This is a genomic window from Pseudomonas sp. MLB6B (assembly GCF_054508135.1).
Genome location: NZ_CP199313.1, coordinates 3353232 through 3369330 on the forward strand (window position 1 = coordinate 3353232; position 16099 = coordinate 3369330).

Annotated in this window: 13 protein-coding genes; 5 read left to right on the forward strand and 8 right to left on the reverse strand. The window is 61.7% G+C overall.

Annotation, left to right across the window (positions count from 1 at the left end; translation table 11 throughout):
• The first annotated feature begins 67 nt into the window (after window positions 1–67).
• Together ACSMEV_RS14770 and ACSMEV_RS14775 are read left to right on the forward strand one after the other, a co-directional pair.
• Window positions 68–997, forward strand: a complete 930-nt coding sequence (locus ACSMEV_RS14770) for a LysR family transcriptional regulator (protein ID WP_459205818.1) — start codon at window positions 68–70, stop codon at window positions 995–997.
• Between the two features lie 63 nt (window positions 998–1060).
• On the forward strand, window positions 1061–2116 hold the full coding sequence (locus tag ACSMEV_RS14775; RefSeq protein ID WP_459205819.1) for a tetratricopeptide repeat protein: 1056 nt from the start codon (window positions 1061–1063) through the stop codon (window positions 2114–2116).
• A 65-nt stretch (window positions 2117–2181) separates the two neighbouring features.
• Here the strand turns inward: ACSMEV_RS14775 and ACSMEV_RS14780 are convergent, their stop codons facing one another.
• On the reverse strand, window positions 2182–2640 hold the full coding sequence (locus ACSMEV_RS14780) for a nucleoside deaminase (RefSeq protein WP_459205820.1): 459 nt from the start codon (window positions 2638–2640) through the stop codon (window positions 2182–2184).
• 213 nt (window positions 2641–2853) lie between these two features.
• On the opposite strand from ACSMEV_RS14780, the gene ACSMEV_RS14785 reads away from it, so the two are divergent.
• Window positions 2854–3654 carry a CSS-motif domain-containing protein gene (locus ACSMEV_RS14785; protein ID WP_459205821.1) on the forward strand — a complete coding sequence of 267 codons (801 nt, stop codon included), beginning with the start codon at window positions 2854–2856 and terminating at the stop codon, window positions 3652–3654.
• 22 nt (window positions 3655–3676) lie between these two features.
• Here ACSMEV_RS14785 and hppD read toward each other — a convergent pair whose 3' ends face one another.
• Window positions 3677–4753 carry a 4-hydroxyphenylpyruvate dioxygenase gene (gene hppD / locus ACSMEV_RS14790; RefSeq protein WP_459205822.1) on the reverse strand — a complete coding sequence of 359 codons (1077 nt, stop codon included), beginning with the start codon at window positions 4751–4753 and terminating at the stop codon, window positions 3677–3679.
• Window positions 4754–5057: 304 nt separating this feature from the next.
• On the opposite strand from hppD, the gene ACSMEV_RS14795 reads away from it, so the two are divergent.
• Together ACSMEV_RS14795 and rarD are read left to right on the forward strand one after the other, a co-directional pair.
• A complete protein-coding gene (locus ACSMEV_RS14795) occupies window positions 5058–6644 on the forward strand; it encodes an EAL domain-containing protein (protein ID WP_459205823.1) in 1587 nt (528 codons plus the stop codon).
• A gap of 30 nt (window positions 6645–6674) precedes the next feature.
• Window positions 6675–7562, forward strand: coding sequence for an EamA family transporter RarD (gene rarD / locus ACSMEV_RS14800; protein ID WP_459205824.1), 888 nt, complete (start codon window positions 6675–6677; stop codon window positions 7560–7562).
• Here rarD and ACSMEV_RS14805 read toward each other — a convergent pair.
• From ACSMEV_RS14805 to ACSMEV_RS14830, 6 genes are all read right to left on the reverse strand, one after another.
• Window positions 7525–9096: a TerC family protein gene (locus ACSMEV_RS14805; RefSeq protein ID WP_459205825.1), complete on the reverse strand. Its 1572-nt coding sequence runs from the start codon at window positions 9094–9096 to the stop codon at window positions 7525–7527. The genes rarD and ACSMEV_RS14805 overlap by 38 nt on opposite strands.
• A gap of 261 nt (window positions 9097–9357) precedes the next feature.
• The gene (locus ACSMEV_RS14810) at window positions 9358–9735 is read right to left on the reverse strand and encodes a response regulator (RefSeq protein WP_296268276.1); all 378 of its coding nucleotides are present in this window, start codon (window positions 9733–9735) and stop codon (window positions 9358–9360) included.
• A gap of 44 nt (window positions 9736–9779) precedes the next feature.
• Window positions 9780–11006, reverse strand: coding sequence for a hybrid sensor histidine kinase/response regulator (locus ACSMEV_RS14815; RefSeq protein ID WP_459205826.1), 1227 nt, complete (start codon window positions 11004–11006; stop codon window positions 9780–9782).
• Complete coding sequence (locus ACSMEV_RS14820) at window positions 11000–11575, reverse strand: chemotaxis protein CheB (RefSeq protein ID WP_459205827.1); 576 nt, start codon at window positions 11573–11575, stop codon at window positions 11000–11002. Before ACSMEV_RS14820 ends, ACSMEV_RS14815 begins: the two co-directional genes overlap by 7 nt.
• Complete coding sequence (locus ACSMEV_RS14825; RefSeq protein WP_459205828.1) at window positions 11572–12393, reverse strand: CheR family methyltransferase; 822 nt, start codon at window positions 12391–12393, stop codon at window positions 11572–11574. Before ACSMEV_RS14825 ends, ACSMEV_RS14820 begins: the two co-directional genes overlap by 4 nt.
• On the reverse strand, window positions 12390–15863 hold the full coding sequence (locus ACSMEV_RS14830; RefSeq protein WP_459205829.1) for a response regulator: 3474 nt from the start codon (window positions 15861–15863) through the stop codon (window positions 12390–12392). Before ACSMEV_RS14830 ends, ACSMEV_RS14825 begins: the two co-directional genes overlap by 4 nt.
• Between the last annotated feature and the right edge of the window lie 236 nt (window positions 15864–16099).

The following is a 16099-nucleotide window of genomic DNA, read 5'->3' on the forward strand; positions in this document are numbered from 1 at the left end:
ACCCGAAGCAGCAGGCACATTATGCTAGGCCGGCATCTTTGCTCCTGCCACTATGTGAGTGCCGAATATGAAAATCGATGACATGGATGCCTTCGTGGCCGTCATCCGTTGCCAGTCCACCAACCTCGCGGCGCAGGCCTTGCAGCTGACTCAGCCAGCGATCACACGCAGGGTACAGCACTTCGAAGAGGATCTGGGCGCCATCCTGCTCGACCGCAACACCAAGCCGCTCAAGCCCACGCCCATGGGGCTGCGGGTGTACGAACAGTGCAAGGCGATCCTGCGCGAGATCGATGCGCTGCACGAGCTGGTGGCCAACGACGGCGCTCCGTCAGGCAGCCTGCGTCTGGGCGTACCGCAAACCCTGGGCGATGTGGTGTTGCTGGATGCCCTCGGCGCGCTGCGCGAGCGCTACCCGACACTGCGCACCCAAGTCAGCAGTGGTTGGGGCAGCAGTTTGCTGGCGCGGATGGAAAACGGCGAGCTGGACGCGGCCGCAGCGCTGTTCCCACCCGGCAAGATTTTCCCCGAAGGCATCGTCGGGCGCTCGATGCTGCGTCTGCCCTTGCAGGTGGTTGCGGCCAAGGGCAGCGTGACCCGTCGTGCATGCAAGCTCAAGGATTGCTACAGCCAAGGCTGGGTGCTCAATCCAGACGGCTGCGGCTTTCGCGCCGGCCTGCAGCGCGCCCTGAGCGAACAGGGGCTGAACCTTGCGATCAACCTGGAGACCTTCGGCACCGATTTGCAATTGGGGCTGGTTGCCAATGGCCAAGGATTGGGGCTCGTGCCAGAGCCGCTCTTGCGCAGCAGTGCCCATCGCGAACGCTTGGAGGTACTGAGCGTCAGCGATTTCAAGCCACAGGTGGACCTCTGGCTGCTGCATCCGCGCTATTTGGGCAACCTCCTGGAACCGGTGGAACTCTTCGGCGAGGTGACTGCAGCGCGCTTGCAAGGCCATGCCCACCCTGCGACCGATGCAGAGGGTGCCAATACCTGAGCCGTTGCAATTGCCCGGCGTCTGTCCCAAGCTCTGACCCTTGCTTTTGCCAAGGACCAGACGATGCCTAGACGCAACCGCCTCCTGACCGCCGCGCTTTTGGCGGCTGTCGGCGTGGGGACGCTCAGCTACCTCTGGCGCGAGCCGATGCCGGCGCCGAGCGCTGCGCCGCCGGCCAGTTATGCCAAAGCGCTGCGGCTGGCGCACGATGGCCAGCCGGGAGCCGCCCGCCTGCTCTACCAACAGCTGCAACGCCAAGACCTGTCGCCCATGCGCCGCGCTGCGCTCTACGAAGAGCTGCCCAACTACCCCTCCTCCATTGCCCTGAAGCTGGCCAAGCAGGACCTGACCCACGACGACCCGCTGGTACGCCGGGCTGCGGTGATGGGCATCAAACGCCTGCTACCGCCCGCGCAACGCAGCATGGCGCTTGGGCCGCTGCTCGAAGACGACGACCTGAGCGTGCGGCATGCCGTGGTCGATGCGTTGCTGGGCTTGTCGCCCGATGCCGTCGGCTTGTACTTCAGCCCATTGCAAGAGGCGCTCGAGGCCTATCAGCAAGTGCTCGAAGGCCAGCCCGACGATGCTGACGCGCAGTTGCACCTCGCACGGCTGTACCTGCACGAGCAAGCCTACACTCAAGCTGCCGCCGCCCTGCGCCGCTGTTTGGCGCTGAACCCGCAGAGCGCCGACGCCCTGGCCACCCAGGTACGGTTGCTCGAACGCCAGGGTGAGCACGATGCCTCGCGCCAGGTGTTGGCCAAGGCCTTGCTGGAAAACCCGGATTCCGCGTTTCTGCAGCACGAACTGGGCTTATGGCTGTTGCGCCACGCGCAAACCGAATACGCCTTGCTGGCCTTTTCCAAAGCCGTGGAGCTGGAGCCGGACAATGCCGACTATCGCTACACCTTGGCAACCACGTTGCATACGCTGGAGCAGGTCGATGCGGCGCAGACGCAATTGCAGACCCTTCTGGACCAACACCCTAACGACCGTCGGGCAAGGCTATTGCTGATCGCCTATTGGAAGGAAACCGGCCAGTTGCAGAACGTACAGGTGCTGTCAGCCGAACTGGAACGGCAAAACGCCGACGACCCTGCTTTGCAGCAGGGGCTTTGACCCGCTGAACAGCAGCCTACTCTCCCATGTAACGGTGAGCTTTTGGCGTGAGGCCCACCGAAGTGTCAGCGGCCGATGTCTTCGTTCCAGATGCTGGGGTGCTGATCGATGAAGCGCTGCATCAACTGCTGGCAGGGCTCATCGTCGACTACCTGCACATCCACTCCGCGACTGCGTAGCAAATCCTCTTCCCCCATGAAGCTTCGATTTTCGCCTACCACGACCCGGCCAATGCCATATAGCAGAATCGCCCCGCTGCACATGGGACAAGGCGAGAGCGTGGTATAGAGCGTCGATTCACGGTAAACGTCCGCGCTTAGGCGGCCCGCATTTTCCAGCGCGTCCATCTCGCCATGCAGGATGGCGCTGCCTTGCTGAACACGGCGGTTGTGTCCGCGGCCGATGATTTTTCCGTCGTGTACCAGCACCGAGCCGATGGGAATGCCGCCTTCGTCGAACCCCTTCTGGGCCTGTTCGAAAGCCGCTTGCAGATAGCATTCATGCGAGATATGGGCATTGACCATGATGACTCCGGGAGGCGGGAATATACTCAGGCTAGCACGTGGCCTGGGCTTATTCGATTGGGCCTGTGACAAGTCCTACAAGACAGGTATCGAGTGCGCATGCTTTACAGGAATTTACCCACCCAGACCTCATGAGCTTTTCCCCTACTCTGCGCTGATTCCCTGCGCGCAACTGTTGCGCGTGTACGTCTGCCGCTTGAGGATCCTTCCCCCATGACCGCACTTCGCCAGCCTACGCACTCGTTTCGCAGCCTCCTGCTGATCGTGGGAATCTGCCTGATTCCCATTTTTTGCGGCACTTTGGTGATCGTCCAGCAAATCGATCGCGCCCTGGATGTCGCTGCCCGAGCCGCAGGGCAGCGTGCGTTGTATGTGGTGGACAGGGTGTTCGACGCGATACGCGAGACGAGCAATATGGCCATGCACAGCCCTCTCAAAGAGTGCTCAGGGGTGAGCGCGCAATTGACTACTCGAGTCAAGACCAATCCAATGCTGCAAGCCCTGGCCCTGCAACAGGCCAACGGCAACATCTGTGTGTCGGGCGAAACGGACCGGCCCACAGCGGCTGCGTTCGAACGCTTGGGCGATCAACGCATCACATTGAACGCACCGACCCCCGACAACGCGCTGGACAGCCTGCTGACGTTCGCCTGGCACGCCGATGACCACACCCTGCTGGCCACCGTGAAAGGCCGGCAGTTGCACAGCCAGCTCTCGCAGTTCACCCACGGCGAAATCCTGCAACTGGATTTCGTAGATCACTCGATTTGGATCACTCAGAACGGCTTCGAGCTAAATAATGCCAACCTGACCCTCAACCGCGCCAGCAAGCTCTCGACGCAATACGACTACACCGTACACGTAGGCTACGGCCCTGACACCTTCCGGCGCATGTTCTGGCGCTATGCGCTCAATGCCCTGCCGTGGCTACTGGTGGTCGGATTGGTGACTGGCCTCGGCGCTCATCTGCTGAGAGCGCGCAATCACCGCAAGACGACGCAGATACCGTCTTGACGGCACCTGCATCGCGTTGGCTTCAATCGGTTTGCAGCACGCCGCGCAGCACCTGGTCGCGCTCGATCGATTCGAACAATGCCTTGAAGTTGCCCTCACCGAAGCCGTCATCGCCCTTACGCTGAATGAACTCGAAGAACACAGGGCCCAACAGGGTCCCGGAAAAGATCTGCAGCAAAAGCCGCCGATCACCTTGCTCGGATGCGCCGTCCAGAAGAATGCCACGCGCTTGTAGCGCATCGACCGGCTCACCATGGTCGGGCAGCCGTTCCTCGAGCATTTCGTAATAGGTTTGCGGTGGCGGCGTCATGAACACCATGCCCAGGCCTTTGAGCGCATCCCAGGTCTTGATCAGATCGTCGGTCAGGAAGGCCACGTGCTGGATACCCTCACCGTTGAACTGCATCAGGAACTCTTCGATCTGCCCGGCTCCCTTGGAAGACTCCTCGTTGAGCGGGATGCGTATCATGCCGTCAGGCGCGGTCATGGCTTTGGAAGTCAGCCCGGTATACTCGCCCTTGATGTCGAAGTAGCGAATCTCGCGGAAATTGAACAGCTTCTCGTAGAATCCCGCCCAATACGCCATGCGCCCGCGATAGACGTTGTGGGTCAAGTGGTCGATGATCTTCAGGCCCGCGCCTTGCGGGTGGCGGTCCACGCCTTCGAGGAAGGTAAAGTCGATATCGTAGATCGAGCTGCCTTCTTCATAGCGGTCGATCAGGTACAGCGGCGCGCCGCCAATGCCCTTGATCGCCGGCAAACGCAGTTCCATGGGGCCGGTCTCTATCTCGACGGGCTGCGCACCCAGCTCCAAGGCCCGGGCATAGGCCTGGTGAGCATTGCGTACGCGAAACGCCATGCCGCAGACCGAAGGGCCATGCTCGGCGGCGAAATACGACGCCACGCTCTTGGGTTCATTGTTGAGAATCAGATTGATATCGCCCTGGCGATACAGGTGTACTGCTTTGGAGCGGTGGGTAGCCACATGGGTGAAGCCCAGCGCCTTGAGTACCGGCTCGAGCACGCCTGGGGCAGGCGCTGCGAGTTCGATGAATTCGAAGCCCATCAGGCCCATTGGGTTGTCGAAGAGATCAGTCATGGGATTGTCCTTTGTCAACGAAAAAATTAGCGGTCTGTGTAACCTTGTTTTTTTCGTTGAGCCGGCGGTGAACACGGCACGCCGCGCACGCTGCGAGCGAGGAAATCACCAATGATCAGTTTGAATCCATAACGCGCCATAACCGCTCGGCCTCGACGGACTGCCCTCCGGTGGAAGGCTTATTGTTTTATTCGTAAACCGATTCTACATAGCGTAATAGTATTTGTCGCCAGCTCATTGTTGCCTCTTGCCGACAAGCGGCTATCCTGTGGCAAAACTTCCCTATGCGACAAGGTCACAACCCATGCCCTTAACGGCTCGCCGCCCCACCCACTGGAGTTGGCGCACTCTTCTGCCTTGGGCTTTGGTGATCCTGCCGCTGCTGATCGGCACACCCGCGTTGCGCTGGCAGGCAGAACGCGAGCTCGAAGCGCAAAGCCACGGCGCAGCCCTTCAGGTGCTGCAGCAAGCCGAGCGCATCCTCGATCACTTGTCTGCGGCTGCCCATGCCCTGCTGCCGCTGGCCGGTCAGCCTTGCGAACAGTCCAGCCTGGCCCTGCGCGCCGAAGTCACGCGCAATGCTTTCGTACGCTCCACTGTGCTGTTCGACCGGGAACGGGTGTATTGCACATCGCTGCTCGGCGGTTACGACGAAGCGGTCGATGTAGACGATTATACGGAAGGCACCCTCTGGTTGATGGATGGCAACTCCGTCACACCCGGCCATCCGTTGATGATCTACCGAATGGGCGAAGCCCGCCGCGGGGTGCTGGTGACGGTCGATGGCGAACACCTGCTGACCTTTTTGCGCCTTTACGGCGAAGACCTGGCCCTGCAGATCCGCGTGGGTGAGCATTGGCTAGGCGCCGACGGACAAGTGCATACCGGTGCGCCGCCTACCCCCGCGCACGCCTTGGCGCAATTGGCGTCGACCCGCTATCCGATCAGCACCCAGGCCGGATTCAGGGAAAACCTGTCGTTAGTCTTCATGCTCAGCCATTACCCTACGCTGTTCCTCTTGCTACTGGGCCTCGGCCTGCTCGCTGGCAGTGCCTGTCGCTGGCAGATACGCCGCGCCTCCTCGTCCCGCGCTGAATTGGAGCGGGCGCTGCAAGCCGACGAATTCGTTCCCTACCTGCAACCGGTGGTGCGCAGCGGCGATTATCACTGGGCCGGCGTCGAAGTACTGATGCGTTGGCAGCATCCGCGCGAGGGACTGGTGCGACCCGACCTGTTCATCCCCTACGCCGAGCACAGCGGGCAGATCGTCCCCATGACCCGCGCGCTGATGGAGCGCACCGCACGCAGCCTGGCGCCGTTCGCCGCACTGCTCGACGACGGGTTCCACATCGCCTTCAACATCACCGCCGATCACTGCCGCGACCTGGCTTTGCTCGATGATTGCGCCCAATTTCTCGCACAGTTTCCGCCAGGCCGCGTCGCCCTGACATTGGAACTGACCGAGCGCAGACTGATCGAGCCCGATGCGGCCACCCTCGATTTGTTCGCCAAGCTCCACGAGATGGGCGTGATGATCGCGCTCGACGATTTCGGCACCGGCCAGTCCAGCCTCAATTACCTGCACCAGTTCAACATCGACTACCTGAAGATCGACCGCAGCTTCGTTGCCATGATCGGCGGCGAGGCGCTGTCGCTGCACATCCTCGAAAGCATCATCGAGCTGTGTGAAAAGCTGGGCTTGGGCATCGTCGCCGAAGGGGTGGAAACGCCCGAGCAACGCGATTATCTGGTCCGCCATGAAGTCGAATACCAACAGGGCTATCTGTTCGCCAAGCCCATGCCCGTGGCCGACTTCCTCACCGCCCTGGCCGCACGTCCAAAGCCGCCGGCCTTGTCCGCCAAGACGTCGCCTGAGATCATTCGCGATTGACCACAGGTCCAACTAAGGAAAGGGGCAATCGTGTCCAGGGGCATCGTTACTTCGGTATTGGCGTCGTGTCTGTTCGCCGTCATGTACTTCTACACCTCACTGCTCGCGCCATTGGACGGCGAGGAAATCTTCGGCTGGCGCATCTTGCTGACCCTGCCCTGCCTCACCCTGTTCATGTGGGTGACCAAGGACTGGCAACGGGTCGGCGAAGTCATAGGACGCGTGTGCCGCAACCCCGTCCTGCTGCTCGGCATGCTCGGCACTTCCTGGCTCATGGGCGTTCAGCTATGGCTGTTCCTCTGGGCACCGCTGCACGGCCGCAGCCTGGAAGTGTCGATGGGCTATTTCCTGCTGCCCTTGGCCATGGTCGCCACCGGGCGTCTGGTGTACGGCGAACGGTTGTCCCGCCTGCAATGCATAGCGGTGGCTTGCGCAGCGCTGGGCGTGGCCCACGAATTGCTCCAGCACGGCAGCTTCGCCTGGGAAACCCTGGTGGTGATGTGCGGCTATCCGGTGTATTTCGTGTTACGCAAGCGCTGCCGTACCGAACATCTGGGCGGTTTGTGGTGCGACATGTTCCTGCTGCTGCCCTGGGCGGTTTACTTCGTGGTCCAGGGCCCGCTGTCGTCAGCCGACCTGGCCGAGCATGCCAGGCTCTATCTGTTGATTCCGCTGCTCGGCGCGATCAGTGCGAGCGCGCTGATCGCATACGTCGTGGCCAGCCGCTCGTTGCCGTTCACCCTGTTCGGCCTGCTCAGCTATGTCGAACCCGTGCTGCTGGTAGGCGTGGCGCTGCTACTGGGCGAGACCATAGGCCCCGACCAGTGGCTGACCTACCTGCCGATCTGGGCGGCGGTGCTGGTGCTGGTGCTCGAAGGCCTCAGGCACTTGGCGCGGCAGCGTCATCGTCGCGGCTGAGACGAACCTGGCGCACGCGCCGCTCCTCGACCGCCACCACGGTCAACGTCCAGCCATTGCAGCTCAAGCGGTCGCCGATCACCGGCAATCGGTCGAGCAGGCTCATCACCAGCCCTGCGAGGGTCTGATAGTCCTCGGTGGCGCGTGCGGCGAAACCGGTGCGCGCCTGGACCTGGCTCAGATTGAGAGCGCCACTGGCGACAAAGCCGCGGCCTTCCTCGACAATCTCCGGCCCACCGATTTCGCTGGCATCGGGCAGCTCGCCGGCGATCGATTCAAGGATGTCGGTCATGGTCAGCAACCCGGTGAAATCACCGAACTCGTTGATCACGAAGGCGATGTGCGTCGATTGCGCGCGCATCTGCTCCAACGCATTGAGGATGCTGAAGCTCTCCAGCAGGTTCAACGGCACCTGTACCATGCTTTCCAGGTCGGGCTGGCTGCCGGACAGCAGTGCCTTCAGCAGCTCCTTCTTGTGCACATACCCCAGTGGCTCCTCAATGTGCCCAGCACGAATTACCGGCAGGCGTGAGTAAGGCGAATGGGCCAGATTCAGCGCATTGGCCTGGGGGTCCAGCGCCAGGTCGATGGCATCGACCTCGGCGCGTGCCGTCATCACCGTGCGGATCGGGCGCTCGGCGAGGTTCAGCACGCCACTGATCATCACGCGCTCGCGGCGATCGAACAGCACCTGGGTCTCGCCATCCTCGACCAGGTCGGCGATGTCTTCGCCCACTTCGTCGCTGCTGACGCGACGCCCGCCCAGCAGACGCAATACTGCATGGGCGGTACGTTCACGCAGCGGCAGCTGGCCTTGCACACTGCGTTTGCGCCGCGCGGTGGCCAGTTGGTTGAACAGCTCGATCAGCAGCGAGAAGCCGATGGCGGCGTACAGGTAGCCTTTCGGGATATGGAAGCCCAGGCCTTCCGCGGTCAGGCTGAAGCCGATCATCATCAGGAAGCCCAGGCACAGCATGATCACCGTGGGGTGGGCATTGACGAAGCGGGTCAGCGGCTTGCTGGCGATGATCATGATGCCGATGGAGAAGATCACCGCGATCATCATCACCGACAGGTGCTCGACCATGCCCACGGCGGTGATTACCGCGTCCAGCGAGAACACCGCATCGAGCACCACGATCTGCGCCACGATGGGCCAGAACGCGGCGTGACGCAGCGGCCCCTTGTTCTGCGGAGCATGCCCTTCCAAGCGCTCGTGCAGCTCCATGGTGGCCTTGAACAGCAGGAACACACCACCGAACAGCATGATCAGGTCGCGTCCGGAGAAACTCTTGCCGAACACCTCGAACAAGGGCGCGGTCAGGGTCACCATCCACGAGATACTCGCCAACAGGCCCAGGCGCATCACCAGCGCCAGGGTCAGGCCGATGATCCGCGCGCGGTCGCGCTGATGCGGTGGCAGCTTGTCGGCGAGGATGGCGATGAATACCAGGTTGTCGATACCGAGCACCAGCTCGAGCACGATCAGCGTCAAGAGGCCTAGCCAGGCCGTGGGGTCAGCTAGCCATTCCATCAGCGGATACTCACGGCAAGGTCAAGGGAAGCGATCGGGCGGGAAGGTCTTGGCGACCTGAAGCAGGGAGGCTCGGTGAAAGCGCTCATAGGGACCTTGATAGAAATTGCGGAAATTAATCCTACAACCCATGCAGACAAATCTCACAGCGACAAACTATTACAAACTGTAGCCAAACGTTCCCTGGACACATTCGCATGGCGTACTCATCGCGCGTGCCCCGCATCCAGGCAGAGTGACGGGCTGTATCGACCCTACCCTTCAGCGCAACAGATCTTCGATCTGTTCGTGCAGCGTATTCAGATCGAACGGCTTGGCCAGAATAGGTGCCTTCCGCGCGATGGGACTGCCCGATTCGACGATCTCCGCCGGATAGCCACTGATGAAAATGACCTTCAGGTCGGGCCGCAACTTCACCGCAGGTTCGGCGATTTCCACCCCCGACACACCGCCCGGTAAACGAAAGTCGGTGACCATCAGATCCAGGTGGGGCTTGGTGGCCAGGATCGCAAAAGCCTCTTGGCTGTCGGCGGCGACCAGCACGTGGTAACCCATGTGCGACAGATACTCGCTCAACACCATGCGGATCGCAGGCTCGTCCTCGACCACCAGCACTACATCTTGTGCATCTTCACTCATAACAAAGCCTTCGAATTCAACAAGTCGCCCCTATGACCTCGCGCTCAGACAGAGGTTGCCTGTGCGTGGTCGCTTTGTGCCGCTACCACTGGCAACGGCAGGTAAACGCTGAACGTGGAGCCTTTACCTTCCTCGCTGTGCACCTCGATGCGCCCACCGTGGGCCAATACGATCTGTTCGGAGATGTACAGACCCAGCCCCAGACCGCTGCGCGCGTGCTGCGCTGCCACGCGCTCGAACTGCTGGAAAATACGTTTCTGGTTCAGCTCACTGATACCGATGCCCTGGTCCTGGACCTGCACACAGACCATATCGCCCTCCTGATGCATACGCACGTACACGGTCTTGCGATCGCCATAGCGCAAAGCGTTGGACAACAGATTGGCCAGAACCTGCTCGACCCGGAATTCGTCCCAGTTACCGCACATGGGCCGACACGCGTTCAGCTCGATACGTGTTTGCAGCGCCTCGGCCTGAGCGTCGAAACGTTCGACCAGATTCAGCAGCAAAGCGCTCAAATCGAATGGCTTGGGTTTGATCGACAGCTTGCCGGTGCGGATCCGCGACACGTCCAGCATGTCTTCGACCAATCGGATCAGGCTATTGATCTGCCGTTCGTCGCGCTCGACCATCGACTGCAGTTTTTCCGGGCTGAAGGCCGCCAGATTGCCGCGCGCCAGGTTCATCTTGCGCAACTGGGTTTCGAGGATCAGGCCATTGAGTGGCGTGCGCACCTCGTGGGACACGATCGACATGAAATCGTCGCGCATGCGTACCGCGTGCTGCAATTCGGTCTGCGTGGCCTGCAACTGATCGAGCAGCAGGGCCTGTTCCTGACGCCCTCGCTCCAGAGCCTCGAGCTGCCGATCGAGCACCTCGCGCTGGCGGTACAGATCGACGAATACCGAGACTTTGCTCTTCACCGCCAAGGTGTCGAGGGGTTTGTGCAGAAAATCCACTGCGCCGCTTTCGTAGCCCTTGAAGGCATAGTCCATATCGCGGCCCGCGGCGCTGACGAAAACGATGGGAATGTGCTTGGTCTTTTCCATGCCACGCATCAATTCGGCCAGTTCGAACCCATTCATGCCAGGCATCTGCACATCGAGAATGGCCAGCGCGAAGTCGTGTTCGAGCAGCAGCGACAGTGCTTGGTCGGCCGACAGCGCCTGATGCACCTGGCGGTCTGCACCCTGTATCAAGGCCTCAAGCGCCAGCAGGTTTTCCGGCAGGTCGTCGACGATCAACAGTTTCGCGGTGATGTGGCTTAGCATGCGCTGGCTTCCAGGGTGGCGAGCAACTGCCCGATACCGCTCAGAGAAAGAATGTGGTCGGGCGGATGCGATGCCAGTGCCGCCTGCGGCATCAGCCCCACCTGTGCGTCATGGGGGTCCTGGACGATGGTCCGACCACCCTGTTGTTTGATTCTGGCAAGCCCCTGGGCGCCATCTTGATTGGCCCCGGTCAGGACGATGCCGAGCAGGTTGGCACCATAGGCATCGGCGGCGGACTCGAACAGCAAGTCGATGGACGGACGCGAATAATGCACCGGGTCCTCCTGACTCAATGAAAGGCTGAAGTCCTTCTCGACCGACAAGTGATAGCCAGGGCCTGCGACGTAGATCATGCCCTCGACGATACGTTCCTTGTCGCAGGCCTCGCGCACGGGTCGCACCAAACGGCGCTGCAGCACCGAAGCCAGATGGCTGGGCCGATCAGGCGGCAAATGCAGCACGCAGAGAATCGGTATGCCGAAGGCTGGCGGCAGCTGCCCGAGCACCTCGAACAAGGCGGCTACCCCGCCTGCCGAGGCGCCGATGACGATGGCCTGTGGCGTGATCATGATTTGCGAAAGATCCGTTCGGGGCGCACCAGCGCCTCGAATCGATCGGCATAGGCGGAAAAGTCGATCGACTCCTTGCTACCCAGCACCAGAAAACCGCGATGGCACAGCGACTCGTGAAAAAGACCGAAGGCACGGTCTTGCAGCGTTTTGTTGAAGTAGATCATCACATTGCGGCAAGACACCAGTTGGGTCTCGGAAAACACGCTGTCGGTGGCCAGGCTGTGGTCGGCGAAGGTCACGTTTTCGCGCAGGCTGCCGTCCATGATCGCGTTGCCGTAGGCTGCCGTGTAGTACTCGGAAAAATCGCGGCGGCCACCGGCCTGGCGGTAGTTCTGCTCGTAGGCCTGGATGTTCTGCAACGAATAGATGCCTTGCTTGGCGCGTTCCAGCGAATACGGGTTGATGTCGGTGGCATACAGGATGCTGCGTTCGAGCAGACCCTCCTCGCGTAGCAGGATGGCCATGGAGTACACCTCTTCGCCTGTACTGCACCCGGCGATCCACAGCTTGATCGAAGGCCAGGTGCGCAGCAGCGGCACCACTTCGTTGCGCAAGGCCAGGAAGTGGCTGGGGTCGCGAAACATTTCGCTGACCGGAATCGTCAAGTACTGCAACAGCTCCATGAACATGCCGGGGTCGTGCAGCACCCGCTCCTGCAACGCCGACACCGTGCGGCAGTCGAACTGGCGCACGGCGTGCAGGATCCGGCGCTTGATCGAAGCGCCGGAGTAGTCGCGAAAGTCATAGCTGTACTTGAGGTAGATCGCCTCGATCAGCAGCCTGATCTCGATGTCGGTATCACGGTCGATAGTCAAATGCGCTCCAACTGCGGCAACCACACGCGAATCAGCGAGAACAGGCGGTCAAGGTCTATGGGCTTGGCCAGGTAGTCGTTGGCGCCGGCTTGTAGGCACCGGTGCTGGTCGTCCTTCATGGCCTTGGCGGTCACGGCGATGATCGGCAGCTTGCGCCAGCGCGGTTGCTGACGGATCAGGCGCGTCGCTTCGTAGCCGTCCATCTCCGGCATCATCACGTCCATCAACACCAGATCTACGTCCTGATGCTCCTCGAGGCGTTCGATGGCCTCGCGGCCGTTGCGACCGATCAGCACCACGGCACCTTTCTGCTCGAGTGCGCTGGTGAGGGCGAAGATGTTGCGCACGTCGTCGTCGACCAGGAGGATGCGCCGGCCTTCGAACACCCGGTCTCGGCTGCGCGCGGTCTTCAGCATGCGCTGGCGCTCGTGGGACAACTGCGACTCGACCTTGTGCAGGAACAGTGTCACTTCGTCGAGCAGCCGCTCGGGCGAGCGCGCACCCTTGATGATGATCGAGCGCGAATACTTGAGCAGTTCGGCCTCTTCTTCGCGGGTCAGGTTGCGTCCGGTGTAGACGATCACCGGGGGGAAGGCGCAGATGTCTTCGGAAGTCATGCGCTTGAGCAGCTCGCCGCCCAGCATGTCGGGCAGTTTCAGGTCGATGATCATGCAGTCGTAGACGTGTTCGCGCAGCAGATCCAACGCCTCCTGGGCCATGCCCACGGCGGTGATCTCGATGTCTTCGTCGCCGATCAGGCGGGCGATGCTCTCGCGCTGCAGGTCGTCGTCCTCGACCAGCAGGATGCGCTTGAGCTTTTGCGTGAGCTTGGCTTCCAGACGCCCGAAAACTTCCTTGAGCTCGTCGCGGGTGGCAGGCTTGACCGCATAACCGATCGCGCCCATATGCAGGGCCGCTTCGACGCGGTCCTCCACGGAGATCACGTGCACCGGAATGTGCCGGGTTTCGGCGCGTTCCTTCAAGCGTTGCAGCACGGTCAAGCCGGAGTGGTCGGGCAGACGCATGTCCAGGAGCACGGCATCGGGCAGGTAGCGCGCGGCAAGCTCGAAGCCCTCGTCGGCGCCTTGGGCGTGCAGGCAGTTGTACCCCAGCTCGTGGGCCAGATCGTAAAGAATGTGGGCGAAGTTCGGCTCGTCTTCGATGACCAGAATGCAGCGATTGTCGAACGGCGCCAGCTCACGGTCGTCGGCGAAAGCCGGTGCCTGCGCCAGGCTGGGCCGCGCGATCGGCGCGTTGGGCGCCGGTGGGGCCGGCAGGCGATCGAGTACTGGACGCAGGATGGGGATGTCGTCCACGAGCTCCTCGGCTTCGTAACGCTCGGGCAGTACCAGGCTGAACAGGCTGCCCTGCCCTGGCTGGCTCTGCACGGTGATCTCTCCGCCGAGCAACTGTGCCAGGTCGCTGGAAATGGACAGGCCAAGGCCGGTACCACCGTAGCGGCGGTTGCTGGTGCCGTCGACTTGGTGGAACGCGCCGAAGATCGCCTGTTGCTGGTCTTGGGGGATGCCGATGCCGCTGTCCTGGACCGCGAAGACGATACCGCGCGCCGGGTCGTGGCTGATGGTCAGGCTGACCTTGCCCTGTTCGGTGAACTTGATGGCGTTGGACAGCAGGTTCTTGAGGATCTGCTCCAGGCGCTGGCGGTCGGTGTACAAGGTGGCCGGCACTTGCCCTTGCAGATGCACTTCCAGGGCCAGGCCTTTGTCGTTGGCCAGCGGCAGGAACATGGCGCGCAGGCCATCGACCAGCCGCTCCAACGGCGTGGTCTGCGGGCGTACTTCGAGCTTGCCGGCCTCGACCTTGGCGATGTCGAGAATGTCGTTGATCAGATTCAGCAGGTCGTTGCCGGCCGAGTAGATGGAATCGGCGAACTTGACTTGCTCAGGGGTGAGGTTGCCGCTGGCGTTCTCGCCCAGCAGCTTGGCCAGAATCAGCGAGCTGTTGAGCGGCGTGCGCAGCTCGTGGGACATGTTGGCCAGGAACTCGGACTTGTACTGGCTGGAGCGTTGCAGGTCGTCGGCGCGCGCCTGCAGTTCCTGTTGCGCGGTATTGAGCTCGCTGTTCTTGCGGTCCAGCGCGTCGGTGCGCTCGGCCAGTTGCTCGTTGGTCTGCTCCAGCTCGGCTTGCTGGGTTTCCAGATAGGCCTGGGATTCCTTGAGCACGCGCGATTGTTCTTCCAACTCTTCGTTGGCGGTCTTCAACTCTTCCTGCTGGACTTGCAGCTCTTCGTTGAGCTGCTGGGTTTCGGCCAGCACTTCTTGCAGGCGCTGGCGGTAACGCGCGCTTTCGATGGACGTGCCGAGGCTGCCGGCCAAGCGTTCGAGCAATTCTTCGTCGCGCGGTTGCAGGGGGCGCAGAAAGCCCAGCTCGATCACGCCGTTGGCTTCACCGTCGTGGCTGGCCGGCACCAGCATGGCACTACGCGGCAGGCCGCTGCCGAGTCCCGAGCTGAGCTTGTGGAACCCTTCGGGCAGATCGTCCAGGCGAATGACCTTGCCCTCACGCACCGACTGCCCCAGTAGACCATCATGAGCTTGCAGCCGCTGTTCGCGCGCCTGCTGTTCGACGTCCAGGCCATAGCTGGCCACGCGGATCAGTTGCCCGTGCTCGTCGCGCGCGTAGACTGCGCCCACCACGCTGCCCAGGTAGCTGGCGAAGAAGCGCAGGATGCTGTCCCCCAGCTTGGGCAAAGTCAGTTGGCCCAGCACCTCACCGGCGAGCTGGGTCTGGCCGTTGCGCAACCAGGCCTGATGCTCCAAGCGTTCGGTGGCGCGTTGCTGCGCCCAAAGGTTCTCGTCATAGCTGGCCGAGAGCGCCAGCAGATCGCGACGGCCCAGGTAGGCCAGCAAGGCGGTGAGGCCCACGATCAGCACAATGAAGGCACTGATGATCAAGGTGGTGACGTCGTTGACCGTTTCGGTGCGGGCGGCACGCAGTTGCTGTTCGTTGTCGATGAACGCGGCGTATTCCTTGCGCATCTGGTCGGTGATGCGTTTGCCGCGGCCATTGCCGATGGCTTCGCGGAAACCCTCGCCCTTGCGACGCTGCTCGATCATCTCGCCGCCGAAGTCGTTCCAGGCATGTTGGAGGGCTTTCAGACGTTCGATGCGATCGACCTGTTGCGGGTTGTCGCTGACCAGCTCGCGCAGTGCATCGAGGCTGCCGAAGATCTGTGGCTTGGCGACTTCGTAGGGATCGAGGAAACGTTCGTCGCCGGTGATGAGAAAACCGCGCATGCCGGTTTCCATGTCGATCGACAGCTTGACGGTTTCGTTGGCGTTGCCGATGACGTGGTCGGTGTGCTCGACCCACTTCATGGCCGACAACAGGTAGCTGACCACCACGACGAAAGCCACGGCACTCAGCAGCCCCACGCCCAAAGGCAAGCCCACGTTGCGGCTGAGCAGTTTGCGGAAACTGCGTTGGTCCATCGAAGCTGCTTGAATCATCAGTTAACGCCCGAACGAAGAAAGTCTGTTGAACGGTGGAGCGGAAGGCCGTGCCGATTCTGCCGACGCCCGTCTTTGCCCTGCGGCAAAAGGGCGCCATTCTACAGCGCTTCGCGCGCGAGGGCAGGCATTTAGCCAGTCTTGGATGGGCAGGATTCGCTAAACGTTCCATCGGTGTGCGCTCGGGGGTATCCTGCGGAACTTCTCATCGCCCCAGGGCACTGAGTAGACACCCC

Coding starts and splice junctions, on each gene's coding strand:
- ACSMEV_RS14795 (WP_459205823.1), top strand. CDS start 5,058: ATGCCCTTAACGGCTCGCCGCCCCACCCACTGGAGTTGGCGCACTCTT.
- ACSMEV_RS14815 (WP_459205826.1), bottom strand. CDS start 11,006: ATGCTAAGCCACATCACCGCGAAACTGTTGATCGTCGACGACCTGCCG.
- ACSMEV_RS14810 (WP_296268276.1), bottom strand. CDS start 9,735: ATGAGTGAAGATGCACAAGATGTAGTGCTGGTGGTCGAGGACGAGCCT.
- hppD (WP_459205822.1), bottom strand. CDS start 4,753: ATGACTGATCTCTTCGACAACCCAATGGGCCTGATGGGCTTCGAATTC.
- ACSMEV_RS14830 (WP_459205829.1), bottom strand. CDS start 15,863: ATGATTCAAGCAGCTTCGATGGACCAACGCAGTTTCCGCAAACTGCTC.
- ACSMEV_RS14775 (WP_459205819.1), top strand. CDS start 1,061: ATGCCTAGACGCAACCGCCTCCTGACCGCCGCGCTTTTGGCGGCTGTC.
- ACSMEV_RS14770 (WP_459205818.1), top strand. CDS start 68: ATGAAAATCGATGACATGGATGCCTTCGTGGCCGTCATCCGTTGCCAG.
- ACSMEV_RS14805 (WP_459205825.1), bottom strand. CDS start 9,096: ATGGAATGGCTAGCTGACCCCACGGCCTGGCTAGGCCTCTTGACGCTG.
- ACSMEV_RS14780 (WP_459205820.1), bottom strand. CDS start 2,640: ATGGTCAATGCCCATATCTCGCATGAATGCTATCTGCAAGCGGCTTTC.
- ACSMEV_RS14820 (WP_459205827.1), bottom strand. CDS start 11,575: ATGATCACGCCACAGGCCATCGTCATCGGCGCCTCGGCAGGCGGGGTA.
- ACSMEV_RS14785 (WP_459205821.1), top strand. CDS start 2,854: ATGACCGCACTTCGCCAGCCTACGCACTCGTTTCGCAGCCTCCTGCTG.